The following is a 19,225-nucleotide window of genomic DNA, read 5'->3' on the forward strand; positions in this document are numbered from 1 at the left end:
GGTGTTCTTCGAAAAGTGAAAACAGCTGAATGTGGTTTATGTATTAACGGAATAATACCTAAGCCGGGTTTTTAACGTTTAATCTGAAATAAACAGGAATACTGAAATGAACAAAAGGACGTTATTGAGTGTACTCATTGCGGGAGCCTGCGTGGCGCCATTGATGGCCCAGGCTGCAAATCTGAAGGAAACCAGCAGTGAGCCGTACACCATGAAAGCCAGCGATCTGGCGAAGAAAGAAAAAGAATTAACCGATTTCCCGCTCATGACGTCGGTTAAGGAGACCATCAGGACGCTGGATAACGCGCAGGTTGAAATGATTGAGCCAGGCCGCGCGGCGAACCCGGAAAACGTTAAGCGCGTCGAAGGGATTGTGAAAGCCAGCGACTGGGAATATCTCTTCCCGCTGCGCGCTCAGGCCTATACCTACAGCAACTTCCTGAAGGCCGTGGGTAAATTCCCGGCGCTGTGTAAGACCTACGACGACGGTCGTGACAGCGACGCCATCTGCCGTAAAGAGCTGGCCACCATGTTTGCCCACTTTGCCCAGGAAACCGGCGGCCACGAAAGCTGGCGTCCGGAAGCCGAATGGCGTCAGGCGCTGGTTCACGTGCGCGAAATGGGCTGGAGCGAAGGGCAGAAGGGCGGCTATAACGGCGAGTGTAACCCGGACGTCTGGCAGGGTCAGACCTGGCCGTGCGGTAAAGATAAAGACGGCGACTTCCTGAGCTACTTCGGTCGCGGCGCGAAGCAGCTGTCCTACAACTACAACTACGGTCCGTTCTCCGAAGCGATGTATGGCGACGTGCGTACCCTGCTCGACAAGCCTGAGCTGGTGGCGGACACCTGGCTGAACCTGGCGAGCGCGATCTTCTTCTTCGCCTACCCGCAGCCGCCAAAACCAAGCATGTTGCAGGTTATCGACGGAACGTGGCAGCCGAACGATCACGATAAAGCCAACGGCCTGGTGCCGGGCTTCGGCGTCACCACCCAGATCATTAACGGCGGCGTTGAGTGCGGCGGTCCAACCGAGATTGCCCAGTCTCAGAACCGTATTAAGTACTACAAAGAGTTCGCCAACTACCTGAAAGTACCGGTTCCGGCAAACGAAGTGCTGGGCTGCGCCAACATGAAGCAGTTCGACGAGTACGGTGCGGGCGCCCTGAAGATTTACTGGGAGCAGGACTGGGGATGGAGCCCGGATACGCCAAATGGTTCGACCTACGCGTGCCAGCTGGTGGGCTACCAGACGCCGTTCAGTGCGTTTAAAGACGGTGACTACACCAAGTGCGTGCAGAAGAACTACAAGGTGAATATCGTGAACGATGACGGCTCTGCCGACACGCCGGTGACCCCGGCGCCAACGCCAACGCCAGCACCGACGCCAGCCGAGGATGAAACGCCGGCCCCTGCGCCAGCGCCTGTTCCGGATGAAACGCCGGCAGAGCCTGTCGTGGTGAACCACGCGCCGGTTGCGCAGATTGCGGGCCCAATCGGTGCCGTTGAAGCGGGCGCGCAGGTTTCGCTGAGCGCTGAAGGCTCTACCGACGCAGACGGCAACACGCTGACCTATACCTGGCGTGCTCAGGACGGTCAGACCGTGGCTGGCGAAGACAAAGCGGTAGTGACCTTCACTGCACCGGAGTCTGCAACGGCGCAGCAGTATGAAGTGAGCCTGACCGTCAGCGACGGCGAGCTGAGCAGCACCACGACTTACCTGCTGAACGTGAAGGCGAAAGCGTCTACGCCATCCGAAGAAGACACGTCGTACCCGGCGTGGAGCGCGAACAGCAAGTACAACGCGGGTGATATCGTGAACAACCACGGTAAGCTGTTCCAGTGCAAACCGTTCCCGTACAGCGGCTGGTGTAACAGTGCCCCGTCGTACTATGAACCGGGCGCAGGCCTGGCATGGGCTGATGCCTGGACGGCGCTGTAAAAGCAAACGGCAACCCTCGGGTTGCCGTTTTTGTATTTGCTCTATCCCCTCACCCTAACCCTCTCCCCAAAGGGGCGAGGGGACAGTACGGTGCAGTTGTAGGCCCGGTAAGGCGAAGCCGCCACCGGGCAAAAAGGCTAGCGATGAAGCTTCCCGTGATCCCGTAACCACGCCGCCGTACGCACAATCCCTTCATCCAGCGATACAATCGGCTTGTACCCCAGCTCGTTCTCCGCGCGTGAGATGTCCAGCGTAAAATCAAAGTTGAGCTTCGACACGCCGTAATGGGTCAGCGCAGGCTCCTTCGCCGATTTACTGCCAAAGCGCTCCATGCTGCGGGCGATCATGTCCAGCATCGGGTAAGGCACGGAACGAATGCGGCAGTCGATTTTCAGCTCGTCAATCAGCCTTTGCACAATGCTGCGCAGGGTGCAGGGTTCGCCGTTGGTGATGTTATACGCGCGGCCCGACACCAGCGTATCGCAGTCCGGCTGGCTCGCCAGCCACATGGCGTGAACGGCGTTCTCGTAATAGGTCATGTCCACCAGTGCATCGCCGCCGCGCGGTAACAGCACGCTGCCGTAGTGGTGCATCATCTGGGCCAGCCGCGGGATGAATACTTTGTCGTGCGGCCCGAACAGGCTCTGCGGGCGCAGCACGGTAAAACGGGTATGCGGGTTTGACTGGGCCAGCAGGTCGATCACCTCTTCGCCAGCCGCTTTGCTGCGGGCAAACTCACAGGCGAAGCGCGCCGGGCGGAAATCTTCCTGAATATCGCGGTGGTGGTGGTAGTCAAAATAGAGCGACGGGGAGGAGATATGAATAAAGTTACGCACGCCCCAGGCGACGGCCCATTCGCCCAGACGGCGCGTGGCGCGCACGTTCGCGAGATCGAAGGCTTCCTGGGTCCCCCACGGGGAGGTAAAACTGGAGCAGTGCCACAGCGTATCGATACCGGCGAGCATCACCTTAGCCTGAGAGGAGACCAGCTCCGTCAGGTCGGCATGGACAAATTCAGCGCCCATTTTTTGCAGGAGCTTGCCCATCGCCTCGTTGCGACCGGTGGCCCTGACGCTGATGCCTTTGTTGCGCAGAAATTCGACCGCATTTCGGCCTAAGCCGCTGGTCGCCCCGGTAACCAGTACCTTCATAACAATCCACTGTGTTGAAAAGAATTTCGTGCGCATTCTTTCGTGAATTACGATGTGTTGCAATGGGAAAGGTGAAAGAAAAAGGGTTTTATTTACTTACCTTCCCGCTTTTCTTCTGCCAGTTGCGCAATCCGTTTCGCCATTCCACGGAAGATAAACAGGTGTGCCGGGATCATCAGCAGCCAGTAGAACAGGCCCGGCATGCCGTGCGGGTGCCACCACGCCCGAACGTCCAGTTCACGGTGGTCGCCGTGGTCCTTAAGGGTGAAGCAGAGCCGCCCCAGCCCCGGCGCCTTCATGCCAAACAGCAGTGCCAGCTGTTTTTCTGGCTCAACGATGATCACCTTCCAGCTGTCGACCGTATCGCCCACGTTCAGATACGGGGCGGCAGGGCGGCCTTTTGCCAGCCGGTGACCCACCAGCAGATCCAGCGCGCCGCGCGTCTGCCAGAGGATATTGCCGAAGAAAAAGCGCTCTTTGCCGCCAATATGGTTCACCACGTCCCACAGCGCGCTAAGGCTGGCCGAGGTTTTTACCGTACAGCCCGCCTGTTTCGGGTAATAGCCGTACTCGGGCCGCCAGCGGGCAAAGGCCTGCGCGTCGTAGCCCCAGTCGCTGGAGTTCACCAGCTTCTCTTCTTCTTTCAGCGTATTGCGCACCGCGTCGTCAAAGCGGATCAGTTCCTGCGGGATCAAGGCCCGCAGCGCGCGATCGTCCGCCAGCAGATCGTGCTTCAGTCCCTGGATCAGCGCCTTCGCGGTTGTCGGAGGAACAGAGGTAATGACGTTTAAAAACCACACCGAGATCCAGCGGGTCGGGAAGGGGATGGGCACCAGCCAGCGTTTGCGACCGCTCACCCGCATAAAATGTTCGAACTGCTCCTGATAGCTCAGTACCTCCGGGCCTGCCGCCTCCAGCACGCGGTGTTGCTCCGCCGGGTGATCCAGCAAAGCTACCAGATAGTGGAGCAAATTCTCCAGCGCAATGGGCGTGGTGCGCGAGCGTACCCAGCGCGGCGGCGTCAGCACCGGCAGGTTATAGACCATATCGCGCATTACCTCGAACGCGGCGGAACCCGCGCCGACGATGATCCCGGCCCGCAGCTCGGTAACGGGAATATTCGCGCCGCGCAGCGTGTCCGCCGTCAGCTGGCGGGCGCGCAGGTGATCGGACTGCTCGTTCTCAGGGGCCTGGAGCGAGCTTAAAAAAATCACCTGCTTCACCGGCGTTTGCAGCAGCGCGTCGCGGACGTTCATCGCCACCTGACGCTCGTGGGCGATAAAATCCCCGCCTTCGCCCATGCTGTGCACCAGGTAGTAAAGCGTGTCCACCCCTTCCAGCAGCGCGGGAAGCGCCTTCGGCCAGCTAAGGTCAAGAGGGTGACAGGTTACGCCAGGCAAATGGCGATTTTGCAGGCGCTCAGTGTTGCGTGCCGCTGCCAGCACCTGATGCCCCTGCTGGCTTAACGCAGTGGTCAGATGCTGACCGATATACCCGCTGGCACCGAGAACCAGAATACGTTGCGGCACGGTATGCTCCTTAACGCTGTAAAAACGCCTGCCAGTGTTTCACCACGTCTGTTAACTGTTCGCGGTTAACGTCCAGATGCATCACCAGACGCACAACCGGGGAGGCGTTGATCAGCACGCCGCGCGCTTTCATAAATTCGCCCAGCGCAGCGTGTTCATCGCCGACGCGGACAAACAGCATGTTGGTGTCGTGACGCATTACGTCAGCGCCGATCTCCCGCAGCTGTGCCGCCATCCACGCAGCATTGTCGTGATCGTCCTTGAGGCGCGCCACGTTATTTTTCAGCGCGTACAGTCCGGCAGCCGCCAGGATCCCCGCCTGACGCATCCCGCCGCCGGTCATTTTGCGCCAGCGGTTGGCGCGCTTGATGTAGTCAGTGCTGCCGACCAGCAGCGAACCCACCGGTGTACCCAGCCCTTTTGAGAGGCAGATGGTGAAGGAGTCGCAATATTGGGTGATGTCCTTCAGCTCGCAGCCATACTCCACCACGGCGTTAAAGATGCGCGCGCCGTCCACGTGCAGGCCGAGGTTGCGCTCGCGAGTGAATTCCCACGCTGCTTTCAGGTATTCTCGCGGCAGGACCTTGCCGTTGTGGGTATTTTCCAGACTGAGCAGCTTAGTGCGGGCGAAGTGAATATCGTCGGCTTTGATTTTCGCCGCGACCTTATCCAGCGGCAGCGAGCCGTCCGGCGCGGCATCGATCGGCTGCGGCTGGATGCTGCCAAGCACCGCCGCGCCGCCGGCTTCGTACAGGTAGTTATGCGCGCCCTGGCCGACAATATACTCTTCTCCGCGCTCGCAGTGGCTGAGCAGCGCCACCAGGTTAGCCTGGGTGCCGGTGGGCAGGAACAGGGCGGCCTCTTTGCCGCCAAGTTCGGCGGCATAGCGTTGCAGTTCGTTGACCGTCGGGTCATCGCCGTAGACGTCGTCCCCGACCGGGGCGGCCATCATCTCTTCGAGCATGGCGCGACCCGGGCGGGTAACGGTATCACTACGTAAATCAATCATTTCACATCCCTTTACTTTAAGAGGTCATGTGAAATGTTTTACCTGAGCCAGTTGGTTTTTGCCAGTTCGATCACCTCGTCACCGCGCCCGCTGATGATAGCGCGCAGCATGTAGAGGCTGAAACCTTTGGCCTGTTCCAGCTTGATTTGCGGCGGGATCGCCAGCTCTTCTTTGGCCACCACCACATCCACCAGCACCGGGCCGTCGATGGAGAAGGCGCGTTGCAGGGCATCGTCCACCTCAGAGGCTTTCTCCACCCGAATGCCGGTGATGCCGCAGGCTTCGGCAATGCGGGCGAAATTGGTGTCGTGTAGCTCGGTACCGTCCGTGAGGTAGCCTCCGGCCTTCATCTCCATCGCCACGAAGCCCAGCACGCTGTTGTTAAAGACCACGATTTTCAGCGGAAGCTTCATCTGCGCCACCGACAGGAAATCCCCCATCAGCATGCTGAAGCCGCCGTCGCCGCACATCGCTACCACCTGACGTTCAGGTGCCGTCGCTTTTGCGCCCAGCGCCTGCGGCATGGCGTTCGCCATCGAGCCGTGGTTGAACGAGCCAAGCAGGCGACGCTTACCGTTCATCTTCAGGTAGCGTGCGGCCCAGACGGTGGGCGTACCCACGTCGCAGGTGAAAATGGCATCGTCGTCGGCGAAGTGACTGATCTGCTGCGCCAGATACTGCGGGTGAATGGCTTTCTCGCTCGGTTTGGCGAGGTCGTCCAGCCCCTTGCGCGCATCGCGGTAATCGCTCAGGGCTTTATCGAGGAATTTGCGGTCCGTTTTCTCTTCCAGCAGTGGCAGCAGGGCGGCGAGGGTGGATTTAATATCGCCGATAAGCGCCATATCCACCTTGCTGTGCGCGCCGATACTGCCAGGGTTGATGTCGATCTGAATAATTTTGGCGTCCGTCGGGTAGAACGCGCGGTACGGGAACTGGGTGCCGAGCAGGATCAGCATGTCGGCGTTCATCATGGTATGGAAGCCGCTGGAAAAACCGATCAGCCCGGTCATGCCGACGTCGTACGGGTTATCGTACTCAACGTGCTCTTTCCCGCGCAGGGCGTGGACGATTGGCGCCTTCAGCTTAGCGGCAAATTCCACCAGCTCATTATGCGCACCGGCACAGCCGCTGCCGCACATCAGGGCGATATTGCTGGAGTATCGCAGCAGCTGCGCCAGCTTTTTCAGCTCTTCTTCAGCGGGGGTGACGGTCGGCTGCGGCGCCGAGCACCAGTGGGTGGTGGCGGTTTCAGGTGCGGCCTTCAGCGCCACGTCGCCCGGCAGGACGACCACAGAAACCCCACGATTCAGGACCGCCTTACGCATGGCTATCGCCAGCACCTGCGGGATCTGCTCCGGCGAGGAGACCAGCTCGCAGTAGTGACTGCATTCACGGAACAGCTCCTGGGGATGCGTCTCCTGAAAATAGCCGCTGCCGATTTCGGATGATGGAATGTGTGCGGCAATCGCCAGCACCGGCACATGGTTGCGGTGACAGTCGAAAAGACCGTTGATAAGGTGAAGGTTTCCTGGCCCGCAGGAGCCGGCACAGACGGCGAGTTCGCCCGTGAGCTGCGCTTCGGCTCCCGCGGCAAAGGCGGCGACCTCTTCATGGCGGGTGGGCATCCATTCTATGGTCTTCATCTTGTTAAGGCTGTCGCTGAGTCCGTTCAGCGAATCGCCGGTGACGCCCCAGATACGCTTTACGCCAGCCTGCTCAAGGGTTTTCGCTATGTATGCAGCCACGGTTTGTTTCATGGTTGTCCTTCTCCTTTATGTGATATCGCTTACAAGCTTAGAAGAAAGTGACTGTATTGCCTGTGCAACAACCTGCATTTAACGATGGCTTTCACTGCAATGGAATGCGTGTGGCGAACCCGGCAAACTCTTGTTACGACTTGCCTTACAGGCGGCAGGCACAACGCAGGCCGGGTAAACGCACTGCCACCCGGCAAAAAGCCCGGTGGCGCTGACGCTTACCGGGCCTACAAGGCTTGCAGAGACAAATGTGCGGGACCGGCTAAAAGCCCGGTGGCGCTAACGGTTACCGTTTATGCGAGCACCAAATCCCCCTGCGGATGACACGAGCATGCCAGCACGTAACCTTCTGCAATTTCCGCGTCGGTCAGCGTCATGGTGCTGGTGACGGTGTACTCACCGGAAACCACTTTAGTCTTGCAGCATCCGCACACCCCAGCGCGGCAGGCTGCCGCTACCGGCACGTTGTTGCTTTCCAGCGCTTCAAGAAGCGTGGTGCCCACGCGGCCAAAGAAGGTCTGCGCCGGTTGCAGCTTCGTGAACTTCATCCCGCTGGTTGCCGCTTCCGCCACGGGCGTGAAGAACTGCTCTTTGAAGAAGCGGGTCACGCCCAGCGCTTTCACTTCTTTCTCCACACTCTCCATGTACGGCGCCGGGCCGCAGGTCATCACGGTACGGTTCGCAATGTCCGGCACGCTTTGCAGCAATTCGCGGCTCAGGCGGCCCGCGATAAACCCGTGCGTAGCATTGTTCTCCGCGACCAGCGTCACCGGATAGTTGCGCCATTCTTCGGCAAAAATCACATCTTCCGGGGAGCGCACGCTGAAGATCGCCTGCACGTCGGCCTGCGGACGGTATTTCGCCAGCCAGCGACGCATCGACATAATCGGCGTCACGCCACAGCCCGCCGCCAGCAGCAGGAATTTATCTTCCGTCTTATCGTCACAGGTGAACTCGCCCTGTGCGTCAGACAGCCAGATATAATCTCCGCGCTTCACGTCACGGGTCAGCCACTGGGAGCCTGCGCCGTCATCAATGCGGCGGACGGTGAGCGTAATGTATTCGCTCACGCCCGGCGTTGAGGAGATCGTGTAAGCGCGCAGGGTGTCCGCCGAATTGCGGACGCTGACCAGCGCATACTGACCCGCGCGGTACGGATAGTAGTCATGGCACAGCAGCGACAGCGTCCACACATCCGGCGTCTCCTGATGTATGTGATGTACCTGCATCCGCCACGGACATTGTGAGGTTGGCATGGTCATGAATTACTCCTTACGCGCTCAGCAGCTGTTTCATATCATCTTCAACATTGGTCACGGAACGCAGACCAAATTTCTCGTTCAGGATGGCCAGCAGGTCCGGCGTCAGGAAGCCTGGCGCGGTCGGCCCGGTGACGATGTTGGTCACGCCGAGAGAAAGCAGGGTCAGCAGGATGACGATCGCTTTCTGCTCGAACCAGGAGAGCACCAGCGACAGCGGCAGATCGTTCACGCCGCAGCCGAGTTTTTCCGCCAGCGTGACCGCCAGAATGATGGCCGAGTAAGCATCGTTACACTGGCCGGCATCCACCAGGCGCGGCAGACCTTCGATGTTGCCGAAGTCCAGCTTGTTGAAGCGGTACTTACCGCAGGCCAGGGTCAGGATCAGGCAGTCATCCGGCACGCGGGTGGCGAAATCGGTGAAGTAGTTACGTTCGCCGCGCGCGCCGTCACAGCCGCCGATCAGGAAAATGTGGCGCAGTTTTTCACGGCTGACGAGGTCAATCAGAGAATCTGCCGCCCCCAGCAGCGTTTCGCGGCCAAAGCCGACGGTGATCAGATGTTCGATTTCACTGTACGGGAAGCCCGCCATCTGTTGCGCCTGGGCGATAACCGGACCGAAATCATCGCCTTCAAGGTGGCTCACGCCCGGCCAGCCGACGATGCTGCGGGTCCAGATGCGGTCATCATACGCGCCCACGGTAGGGTCGATGATGCAGTTAGAGGTCATCACAATAGGACCAGGGAAGCGGGCGAACTCCACCTGCTGGTTCTGCCAGCCGCTGCCGTAGTTACCCACCAGATGACTGAACTTGCGCAGTTCCGGGTAGCCGTGGGCGGGCAGCATTTCGCCGTGGGTATAGACGTTAACCCCGGTGCCTACGGTCTGCTTCAGCAGGTTGTAGAGATCTTTCAGGTCGTGGCCGGAGATCAGGATGCATTTGCCTTCGGTCGCTTTGACGTTGACCTGCGTCGGGGTTGGGTGGCCGTAGGTGCTGGTTTCACCGGCATCCAGAATGCTCATGACCTTGAAGTTCATCTGGCCGATTTCCATTGCGCATTCGAGCAGGGCGTTCATGTCGGAAGGCCAGGTGCCGAGCCACGCCATGATTTTGTGGTACTGGGCGTAGATATCGTTGTCGTACTGACCGAGCACGTGCGCGTGTTCCATATAGGCCGCTGCACCTTTCAGGCCGTACAGGCACAGCAGACGCAGGCCGAGGATGTTCTCGCCAATCGCCGCTTTGTCCTTATTGGGGGTAAATTCTGCGGCCTGGCGCTGTAGCTCGCCCAGGTCGTCGCTCACCAGCTGAAGCTCCGCCATTGGGTTGTCCACGCGGGCACTGGCATCGGCATTCAGGCACTGCACTTTCAGAGCTTCACGCAGGGCAATCGCTTCGCGGGCATAGCCCACAATACGTGGAGAATCGAAGTTAACGTTGGTCAGCGTGGAGAAAAATGCGCGCGGCGCAAAGCTGTCGACATAGTGATCGACAATGCCATATTCACGGGCCTTGAAGGCCCAGGCGGACAAGCCTTGTAGCGCTGCAATCAGCAGATCCTGAAGATCGGACGTTTCTGCGGTTTTACCGCACATACCCTGCGCGTAAGAGCAGCCGTTGCCTGCCGGGGTACGGATGGTTTGTTCACATTGCACACAAAACATAATCACACCTGTTAAAGTTATATTTGAGATACATGTTTAAGGTTATGCCTGTGCCACAGCAGAGAAAAGTGCTTTCTTGTACTAAGTGAAGGGTTATTGATTTAGCGCAATTTTGACGGCAGGGTCACTACCGCCAAAGCAGTATCAGGCTGAGAAAAACGCCATCAGAATGGGCACCAGCAGGCTCAGAATAAAGCCGTGTACGATGGCGGCAGGGACCATCTCCAGCCCCCCCGAGCGCTGTAGCACCGGCAGGGTAAAGTCCATCGAGGTGGCGCCACACAGGCCCAGCGCGGTAGAGCGGCTGCGGCGTACCAGACCGGGGATCAGCATGATGGCTATCAGCTCGCGCGCCAGATCGTTAAAGAAGGCGGCGCTGCCAATCACCGGGCCAAACGATTCGGTCAGCAAAATACCGGAGAGAGAATACCAGCCAAACCCGGATGCCATTGCCAGGCTGGTTTTCAGCGGCAGGTCGAGAATAAAGGCGTTAATCACGCCCCCGGCCATTGAGCTGACCACAACGATAACGGCAACAATCATTCCCCGGCGGTTAAGGACAATCTGTTTCAGCGTCATGCCGTTATTGCGCAGCTGAATACCGATCAGGAATAGCAGGAAAATCAGCGTATATTCGCTGGCTTCCGTTGCGTGCTGTAAAAATGCCCATCCGGTCAGCCCCAGTAAAAAACCAAGCACCACAACGCCGCACAGCTTTAATGATTCCAGCGCCATCGCAATTCGGGAGGGAAGCTTTTCCTGATGGTGGTGATTTTTCCAGGGAATAGTGCGTTCCAGCCACAGTAGCGCGGCAATATTGCACAGCAAAATAACCACGACCGTGACCGCAGAATAATGCAGGATGGAAAGTAAATTTGTCGCCAGATTATCCAGGAAGGCCAGGCTGATCCCCATAAAGAAAAGAATGACGTAAACAATCCAGCTGAGAAAACGATTAATGAGCTTTAAGGCCGATTCATGACGCAGCGGAATAAGGTAGCCCACAATCAGGGGCAGAAGAATGATGAGGAGTCCTGAGAACATGAACAGCCGGTCCTTTTGAGTTTTCGTTAAGCGCCAGAGACACTACCCAATAAAGGCTGTACAGTAAAGCGGCAAAAGAAAGCCGGGTGGCGGCTGCGCCTTACCCGGCCTACAAAGTGCACACTCACGTAGGTCGGGTAAGCGTTAGCGCCACCCGACATTACAGGCCGCACTTAATTAATCGCGTTTTTCCAGCAGGGTGCGGTACAGCACGCCGCCCAGAATACCGCCGATAACTGGCATCACCCAGAACAGCCACAGCTGCTCAAGCGCCCATCCGCCCTGGAAAATGGCGACGGCGGTGCTGCGTGCCGGGTTTACGGAGGTGTTGGTCACCGGAATGGAGATCAGGTGGATCAGCGTCAGCGCCAGGCCAATCGCGATAGGGGCGAAGCCGGCAGGCGCATGTTTGTCCGTCGCGCCGTGGATCACCAGCAGGAAGCCAGCGGTGAGGACAATTTCAATCACGATGGCAGACAGCATTGAGTAGCCGCCCGGAGAGTGTTCGCCGAAACCGTTCGAGGCAAAACCGCTGGCCGCTGCGTCAAAGCCCGCTTTACCGCTGGCAATTACGTACAGCACCGCCGCGGCAATAATACCGCCAATAACCTGAGCAATAATATAGCCAATAATGTCTTTCGCCGGGAAACGTCCGCCCGCCCATAAGCCTAACGTAACGGCCGGGTTGAAATGTCCCCCGGAAATATGCCCCACGGCGAAGGCCATGGTTAATACCGTTAAACCGAATGCCAGCGCAACGCCGACAAATCCAATACCTAATTCCGGAAATGCGGCTGCCAGTACTGCGCTACCGCAACCACCCAATACCAGCCAGAATGTACCAAAACATTCTGCCGCTAATTTTCTGAACATAACCACCTCAAAAATAAACCTCCGCACACAGCTTTGCGCGCGGTTTATATCGTCATAAAGGGATGACGACGCAAAGAGCCAGTATTTTGAAACCATCAACTTTCCTTCGCCACTCAAATAAATTCACTAAATTTGATTTAAGGCAATGTGATGTCATTCCTTGTTCAGAACGGAGGGAACCGCGCATGGCCCAATGATTAATCGGGCATATATTCTGCTGTCGTGACACATAGCCTGCCGCTATACTGCTGATAACGTGAAGGAAAAAGTGGCCGAAATGCGGGGGATGTATGCTACTCGAACGTGTGGAGATTGTCGGGTTCCGCGGGATTAACCGCCTGTCACTACAGCTGGAACAGAACAACGTCCTGATAGGCGAGAATGCCTGGGGTAAATCCAGCCTGCTGGATGCCCTGACGCTGCTACTTTCGCCCGAAGAGAACTTGTACCACTTCGTTCATGACGACTTCTGGTTTCCGCCGGGGGATGTCAACGGACGAGAAAAACATCTGCATATCATTCTGACCTTCCGCGAATCCGAGCCCGGTCGCCATCGCGTGCGCCGTTTTCGTCCGATGTCCCCCTGCTGGGTGCCCTGTGAAGACGGTTTCCACCGTATTTTCTATCGCCTTGAGGGCGAAATGGCGCAAAACGACGGGGTATTAACCCTGCGTGAATTTCTTGATGAGAAAGGAAATCCGATCCCGCTCGAACATATTGACGATCTTGCCCGTCATCTGATCCGCCTGTCTCCCGTGCTGCGCTTACGTGACGCGCGCTTTATGCGGCGGATCCGTAACGGCACCGTGCCGAATATGCCAGAGGTGGAGGTGACCGCCCGCGAGCTGGATTTTCTCGCCCGGGAACTGGTTTCGCGGCCGCAGAACCTCACCGACGGCCAGATCCGCCAGGGGCTTTCTGCCATGGTGCAGTTACTGGAGCACTACTTTTCCGAGCAGGGAACGGGCCAGGCACGCCACCGCCTGATGCGCCGCCGCTCGCACGATGAGCAACGAAGCTGGCGCTATCTCGATATCATCAACCGCATGATCGACCGCCCCGGCGGACGCACGCATCGGGTGATCCTGCTGGGACTTTTCTCCACGCTTTTACAGGCGAAAGGGACGGTGCGTCTGGATCGGGACGCGCGCCCGCTGCTGCTGGTGGAAGATCCGGAAACGCGTCTGCACCCGATTATGCTTTCCGTGGCGTGGCATCTTCTGAATCTGCTGCCGTTGCAGCGTGTCACCACCACGAATTCCGGCGAGCTGCTCTCCCTGACGCCGGTAGAGTACGTCTGCCGCCTGGTGCGTGAATCGTCGCGCGTTACCGCCTACCGGCTCGGGCCCGGCGGGTTAAATGCCGAAGATGGCCGTCGAATTGCGTTTCATATCCGTTTTAACCGCGCCTCTTCCCTGTTTGCCCGCTGCTGGCTGCTGGTGGAAGGGGAAACCGAAACCTGGGTGATAAACGAGCTGGCTCGCCAGTGCGGACACCACTTTGATGCTGAGGGGATCAAGGTGATCGAATTTGCCCAGTCCGGCTTAAAGCCGCTGATCAAATTTGCACGCCGGATGGGGATCGAGTGGCACGTGCTGGTAGACGGCGATGAGGCGGGGAAAAAATACGCGGCGACCGTGCGCAGCCTGCTCAATAACGATCGTGAAGAGGAGCGGGAGCATCTGACCACGCTGCCCGCGATGGACATGGAGCACTTCATGTACCGCCAGGGATTTGACGACGTTTTTCACCGCGTGGCGATGATCCCGGTAGACGTGCCCATGAATATGCGTCGGGTGATTGCCAAAGCCATCCAGCGGTCGTCGAAGCCGGATTTGGCCATTGAAGTGGCGACGGAAGCGGGCAGGCGGGGCGTGGAGTCGGTGCCGATCCTGCTGCGTAAAATGTTCTCCCGCGTGCTCTGGCTGGCGCGCGGGAGGGCAGATTAGCGGGCGGTCGCCTGCGAAACCTGCTGGATCAGGCTATCAAGCAGGGCATAGCGGCGGCGGTATTCGGCCCGTTTTTTACTCGCAATCTCTTCCATCGGTTTACGGGGCATGGTTAAAGGCAGAGCAAAGTTGCCATTCTCCTGCTGCTGTCCGCCAAGAGAGCGCCAGAAGCTGTCGTAGTCAGCCAGCAATTTTCCCTCTTTTTTCTTGCGATAGCGCCAGCTGCGGTAGATGTGGGTGGCGTTGCTCACCGCGAGGATCTGCTCGACCGGGAAAGCGTCTGCCAGCGTCATGACCGCTTCCACCAGCAGACGTTTTGGGAACAGCCCGTGGCAGGCTTTTGTCGCAAGCTGAATGTGCTCGTGCGGGACATGCGCTTTCGCTCCCTGCATTCCACCGATAAACAGCGTTGTCTTGCCTTCATATTTGCACAGCGTAAAGGTCAGTTCGGCCAGCACCGTGTTCTGGTGGTCGCAAAACGTAAGGGTCGCTTCCCCTTCTTTATCCAGAAACGCATCCGCGCTCAGGCGAATGCTAAAATGCTGCTCCTCTTTGCCCGTTAACGTCACCAGCGTGATGCCCTGGCTGGAGAGGTAGCCGTTCAGCAGCGATGCCGGAAGATGGCGGTTCATCATCTGATAGTGATCGTTCAGTGCCTCCAGCGTATGCTGACGGTCCATATTGACGGTCAGCCACGGTCGGTGCAGGCGGCACGGCAGGCCGGGCTGCACGCGCAGGAGCTGCATCAGACGGGGCTGTTTCGCAAGGTCCGCGAGCAGGCGAGCAGTGGTCAGAGGCGTTGCCAGCGAGCGCAACATAAACTTACGTCGATAGGCCGGATTTTGCCACGCCAGCCCCGGCGTGAGGGAACCCGATGCCAGGCTTTTGAACAGTTGCCAGCCCGATTTAGGCTGGGGCAGGGTTGAATAGGGTGTATCGACGATGGAAGACATGTTAGATCCTGCTTCTGGTGGAATGTCGCTATTTCAGCAGGCGCTTTATCAACATCGGGTAAACAATTCCCGACGATTACGGGGATCGGGGGTTTCGTTGAGGAGTGGTTTAGATAAAATCAACGTTGATGGTAGCCAGAACAACTATTTGGAATATTTATGAACCTGAAGGGAAAACGCAGAAAGCTGTTTCTGCTGCTGGCGGTAGTGGTGCTGGCGGGCGGATTCTGGTTATGGAAGGTGCTGAACGCGCCGGTACCGCAGTATCAAACGCTGATTGTCCGTCCGGGCGAGCTGCAACAGAACGTGCTGGCGACGGGGAAACTGGATGCTCTGCGTAAAGTTGACGTGGGCGCGCAGGTCAGCGGCCAGCTTAAAACCCTGTCAGTTGAGATTGGCGATAAGGTTAAAAAAGGCCAACTACTGGGGGTGATCGATCCTGAGCAGGCGCAAAACCAGATCCGCGAAGTGGAAGCGACGCTGATGGAGCTGCGCGCGCAGCGCGCTCAGGCTCAGGCGGAGCGTAATCTTGCCCAGGTCACCCTGACGCGCCAGCAGGCGCTGGCGAAAACGCAGGCCATCTCGAAACAGGATCTGGACACTGCCGCCACGGAGCTGGCGGTGAAGCAGGCGCAGATTGGCACCATCGACGCGCAGATTAAGCGGAATCAGGCCTCGCTGGATACGGCGAAAACCAATCTCGATTACACGCAAATCGTTGCGCCTATGGCCGGGGAAGTGACGCAGATCACCACCCTGCAAGGCCAGACGGTTATCGCCGCACAACAGGCGCCGAACATCCTGACTCTGGCAGACATGAGCACCATGCTGGTGAAAGCTCAGGTGTCCGAAGCGGACGTCATTCACCTTAAGCCGGGGCAGAAAGCCTGGTTTATGGTGCTGGGCGATCCACAAACCCGCTATGAGGGCGTGCTGAAAGATATCCTGCCGACGCCGGAAAAGGTAAACGACGCCATCTTCTACTACGCGCGTTTCGAGGTGCCAAACCCGCAGGGCGTGCTGCGTCTGGACATGACCGCCCAGGTGCATATTCAGCTGACCGGCGTGAAAAACGTGCTGACGGTTCCGCTCTCCGCGCTGGGCGAATCCGCCGGGGATAATCGCTACAAGGTAAAAGTGCTGCGCAACGGCGAAACCCGCGAGCGGGAAGTGGTGATTGGCGCGCGTAACGATACTGACGTGGTGGTGGTGAAAGGGCTGGAAGCGGGTGAGGAAGTGGTTACCAGCGAAAGCCTGCCCGGAGCCGCGCAATGACGGCGCTGCTTGAGCTGAATGACATTCGCCGCAGCTACCCGTCCGGCGACGGGCCGGTGGAGGTGCTGAAGGGCATCTCCCTGCGCGTGGAAGCCGGAGAAATGGTGGCGATTGTCGGGGCGTCGGGCTCGGGTAAATCAACGCTGATGAACATTCTCGGCTGTCTGGATAAACCCACCGGCGGCACCTATCGCGTGGCCGGTACAGACGTGTCCACCCTGGACGGGGACGCGCTGGCGAAGCTGCGCCGCGAGCATTTTGGCTTTATCTTCCAGCGCTACCATCTGCTTTCACACCTGAGCGCGGCGCAGAACGTGGAAGTGCCGGCGGTGTATGCGGGCGTGGAGCGGAAAAAACGCCTTGAGCGCGCAAAGGCGCTGTTAACGCGTCTCGGGCTGGCGGAGCGGGTGGATTATCAGCCCTCGCAGCTTTCCGGCGGTCAGCAGCAGCGCGTGAGCATTGCCCGCGCGCTGATGAACGGCGGACAGGTGATCCTCGCCGATGAGCCAACCGGGGCGCTCGACAGCCATTCAGGTGAAGAGGTGATGGCGATCCTCCACCAGCTTCGCGATCAGGGGCACACGGTGATTATCGTCACCCACGATCCGCAGGTGGCGGCACAGGCCGAACGGATCATTGAGATCCGCGACGGGGAGCTTGTCAGCAACCCGCCGCCACGTCAGTCCAGAGCGGCCGCACCGAAGGAAGCCTTGCCCGCGTCTGGCGGCTGGGGACAGTTCTCCAGCGGCTTTCGCGAGGCGCTGACCATGGCCTGGCTGGCAATGGCGGCCAATAAAATGCGCACCCTGCTGACCATGCTCGGCATCATCATCGGTATTGCCTCGGTGGTGTCGATTGTGGTGGTGGGCGATGCGGCGAAGCAGCTGGTGCTGGCGGATATTCGCGCCATCGGGACCAACACCATCGACGTCTATCCCGGCAAAGATTTTGGCGACGACGAGCCACAGTATCAGCAGGCGCTCAAGTATGACGATCTGGCGGCTATTCAGAAGCAGCCGTGGGTTAATTCGGCTACGCCTGCCGTCTCGCAAAATCTGCGTCTGCGCTACGGCAACATCGACGTGGCGGCCAGCGCTAACGGCGTCAGCGGAGATTACTTCAACGTCTACGGCATGACCTTCAGCGAAGGGGCGACCTTTAACGCCGAACAGCTGGCGGGCAGGGCGCAGGTGGTGGTGCTGGATGCTAACTCGCGCAGGTAGCTTTTCCCTAATAAAACGAACGTAGTGGGCGAGGTGATACTGGTCGGCAACATGCCTGCCACGGTGATTGGCGTGGCGGAGGAGAAGCAGTCGATGTTTGGCAGCAGCAAGATCCTGCGCGTCTGGCTGCCGTACAGCACCATTTCCGGGCGCATTATGGGCCAGTCCTGGCTCAATTCCATCACCGTGCGGGTGAAGGAGGGCTACGACAGCGCGCTGGCGGAACAGCAGCTGGAGCGGCTGTTAACCCTGCGCCACGGGAAGAAGGATTTCTTCACCTGGAACATGGACGGCCTCTTGAAAACGGCGGAAAAGACCACACGTACTCTTCAGCTATTCCTGACGCTGGTGGCGGTGATTTCGCTGGTCGTCGGCGGGATCGGGGTGATGAACATTATGCTGGTGTCGGTGACGGAGCGTACGCGGGAGATTGGCATCCGCATGGCGGTCGGGGCCAGAGCCAGCGACGTGCTTCAGCAGTTTTTGATTGAAGCGGTGCTGGTGTGTCTGGTGGGCGGTGCGATGGGCATTGCGCTCTCGATGATGATCGCCTTTGCGCTCCAGCTCTTCTTACCGGGCTGGGAAATTGGCTTTTCGCCGATGGCGATCCTGACGGCGTTTTTATGTTCCACCTTCACCGGTATTCTTTTCGGCTGGCTGCCGGCGCGAAACGCGGCGCGGCTCGATCCGGTGGATGCGCTGGCGCGAGAATAACCCGAAAATAAAAATGCCAGCCGATCGGGCTGGCATTTTGCCTGCGGGGTGTACACAATGAATCAGAGAGCTATGCAACCGTTTCTGCTTCAACGGGCACGATAAGACTGGCGTGATTGCCTTTTGGCCCCTGGTGTACATCGAACCGGACGGACTGCCCGGCTTTGAGCGTCCTGTAACCATCCATCTGAATGGTGGAATAGTGAGCGAAGATATCCTCGCCGCCGCCTTCGGGGCAGATGAAGCCAAACCCCTTGGCGTTGTTGAACCACTTAACAGTACCCATTTCCATGCTTCGACATCCTTCGTAAATCTTATAAATTAAGATGGAATGAACCGGTGGTGGAGTGGGGGCTGTTCAAAACCTCGCCAACTCACGCTTGTACAATTTAGAGAATCGGAAGACGCCGTCAAGCGTTTGGCGCTGGAGTTGGGACAATAATCAACCAAAATTTGAGGCAGTTAACGCTATTGCAACAGTTTGTGACAGACATCGCGGATGACAGTAATAGATGATTGTTATCTAACATCTGAGGTAGATTCAAAGTGGTTATGCATCATGGGTAAGACCAACGACTGGCTGGATTTTGACCAGCTGGCGGAAGATAAAGTGCGCGACGCGCTAAAACCGCCATCTATGTATAAAGTTATGTTAATGAACGATGATTACACGCCAATGGAATTTGTTATTGACGTGCTACAAAAGTTCTTTTCTTATGATGTTGAACGTGCAACGCAACTGATGCTTACCGTTCATTATCGTGGCAAAGCGATCTGCGGCATCTTCACTGCCGAAGTCGCGGAGACCAAAGTAGCGATGGTGAACGACTATGCAAGGGAGAACGAGCATCCGTTGCTGTGTACGCTGGAAAAGGCCTGATAAG

General features: G+C 58.2%; 14 protein-coding genes and 1 pseudogene. 5 read left to right on the top strand and 10 right to left on the bottom strand.

Annotated features, from left to right (window positions below; translation table 11 throughout):
* Positions 1 to 106: 106 nt before the first annotated feature.
* A complete protein-coding gene (locus E0L16_RS19140) occupies positions 107 to 1,939 on the top strand; it encodes a chitinase (RefSeq protein WP_131637860.1) in 1,833 nt (610 codons plus the stop codon).
* Between the two features lie 137 nt (positions 1,940 to 2,076).
* Here the strand turns inward: E0L16_RS19140 and E0L16_RS19145 are convergent, their stop codons facing one another.
* From E0L16_RS19145 to aqpZ, 8 genes are all read right to left on the bottom strand, one after another.
* The gene (locus tag E0L16_RS19145) at positions 2,077 to 3,090 is read right to left on the bottom strand and encodes an NAD-dependent epimerase/dehydratase family protein (protein ID WP_063866510.1); all 1,014 of its coding nucleotides are present in this window, start codon (positions 3,088 to 3,090) and stop codon (positions 2,077 to 2,079) included.
* Between the two features lie 92 nt (positions 3,091 to 3,182).
* Positions 3,183 to 4,619 carry an SDR family oxidoreductase gene (locus tag E0L16_RS19150; RefSeq protein WP_131637862.1) on the bottom strand — a complete coding sequence of 479 codons (1,437 nt, stop codon included), beginning with the start codon at positions 4,617 to 4,619 and terminating at the stop codon, positions 3,183 to 3,185.
* 10 nt (positions 4,620 to 4,629) lie between these two features.
* Entirely contained in the window at positions 4,630 to 5,628 is a 999-nt protein-coding gene (gene ltaE / locus E0L16_RS19155) for a low-specificity L-threonine aldolase (RefSeq protein ID WP_131637864.1), read from the bottom strand.
* Positions 5,629 to 5,666: 38 nt separating this feature from the next.
* On the bottom strand, positions 5,667 to 7,385 hold the full coding sequence (poxB, locus tag E0L16_RS19160) for a ubiquinone-dependent pyruvate dehydrogenase (RefSeq protein WP_131637866.1): 1,719 nt from the start codon (positions 7,383 to 7,385) through the stop codon (positions 5,667 to 5,669).
* Positions 7,386 to 7,678: 293 nt separating this feature from the next.
* The gene (gene hcr, locus E0L16_RS19165) at positions 7,679 to 8,647 is read right to left on the bottom strand and encodes an NADH oxidoreductase (RefSeq protein ID WP_131637868.1); all 969 of its coding nucleotides are present in this window, start codon (positions 8,645 to 8,647) and stop codon (positions 7,679 to 7,681) included.
* Between the two features lie 10 nt (positions 8,648 to 8,657).
* Positions 8,658 to 10,310, bottom strand: coding sequence for a hydroxylamine reductase (hcp, locus tag E0L16_RS19170; protein ID WP_131637869.1), 1,653 nt, complete (start codon positions 10,308 to 10,310; stop codon positions 8,658 to 8,660).
* Positions 10,311 to 10,454: 144 nt separating this feature from the next.
* Positions 10,455 to 11,354, bottom strand: a complete 900-nt coding sequence (locus tag E0L16_RS19175) for a LysO family transporter (RefSeq protein ID WP_102750849.1) — start codon at positions 11,352 to 11,354, stop codon at positions 10,455 to 10,457.
* Between the two features lie 177 nt (positions 11,355 to 11,531).
* The gene (aqpZ, locus tag E0L16_RS19180; protein ID WP_131637871.1) at positions 11,532 to 12,227 is read right to left on the bottom strand and encodes an aquaporin Z; all 696 of its coding nucleotides are present in this window, start codon (positions 12,225 to 12,227) and stop codon (positions 11,532 to 11,534) included.
* Positions 12,228 to 12,517: 290 nt separating this feature from the next.
* Here aqpZ and E0L16_RS19185 point away from each other — a divergent pair, with 290 nt between their 5' ends.
* Entirely contained in the window at positions 12,518 to 14,176 is a 1,659-nt protein-coding gene (locus tag E0L16_RS19185) for an ATP-dependent endonuclease (RefSeq protein WP_131637873.1), read from the top strand.
* Here the strand turns inward: E0L16_RS19185 and E0L16_RS19190 are convergent.
* On the bottom strand, positions 14,173 to 15,129 hold the full coding sequence (locus tag E0L16_RS19190) for a VirK/YbjX family protein (protein ID WP_131637875.1): 957 nt from the start codon (positions 15,127 to 15,129) through the stop codon (positions 14,173 to 14,175). The two genes, E0L16_RS19185 and E0L16_RS19190, sit on opposite strands and share 4 nt — an antisense overlap.
* Before the next feature lie 159 nt (positions 15,130 to 15,288).
* Here E0L16_RS19190 and macA point away from each other — a divergent pair, with 159 nt between their 5' ends.
* Complete coding sequence (gene macA, locus E0L16_RS19195; protein ID WP_131637877.1) at positions 15,289 to 16,404, top strand: macrolide transporter subunit MacA; 1,116 nt, start codon at positions 15,289 to 15,291, stop codon at positions 16,402 to 16,404.
* Positions 16,401 to 18,341, top strand: a pseudogene (macB, locus tag E0L16_RS19200) (macrolide ABC transporter ATP-binding protein/permease MacB). Before macA ends, macB begins: the two are co-directional and overlap by 4 nt.
* 70 nt (positions 18,342 to 18,411) lie before the next feature.
* Here macB and cspD read toward each other — a convergent pair.
* Positions 18,412 to 18,633 carry a cold shock-like protein CspD gene (gene cspD / locus E0L16_RS19205; RefSeq protein WP_006809408.1) on the bottom strand — a complete coding sequence of 74 codons (222 nt, stop codon included), beginning with the start codon at positions 18,631 to 18,633 and terminating at the stop codon, positions 18,412 to 18,414.
* 267 nt (positions 18,634 to 18,900) lie between these two features.
* Between cspD and clpS the strand changes: the two genes are divergently transcribed.
* On the top strand, positions 18,901 to 19,221 hold the full coding sequence (clpS, locus tag E0L16_RS19210; protein ID WP_006174393.1) for an ATP-dependent Clp protease adapter ClpS: 321 nt from the start codon (positions 18,901 to 18,903) through the stop codon (positions 19,219 to 19,221).
* Positions 19,222 to 19,225: the final 4 nt, after the last annotated feature.

The sequence above is a fragment of the Enterobacter quasihormaechei genome (assembly GCF_004331385.1).
Taxonomy (GTDB): Bacteria; Pseudomonadota; Gammaproteobacteria; order Enterobacterales; family Enterobacteriaceae; genus Enterobacter; species Enterobacter quasihormaechei.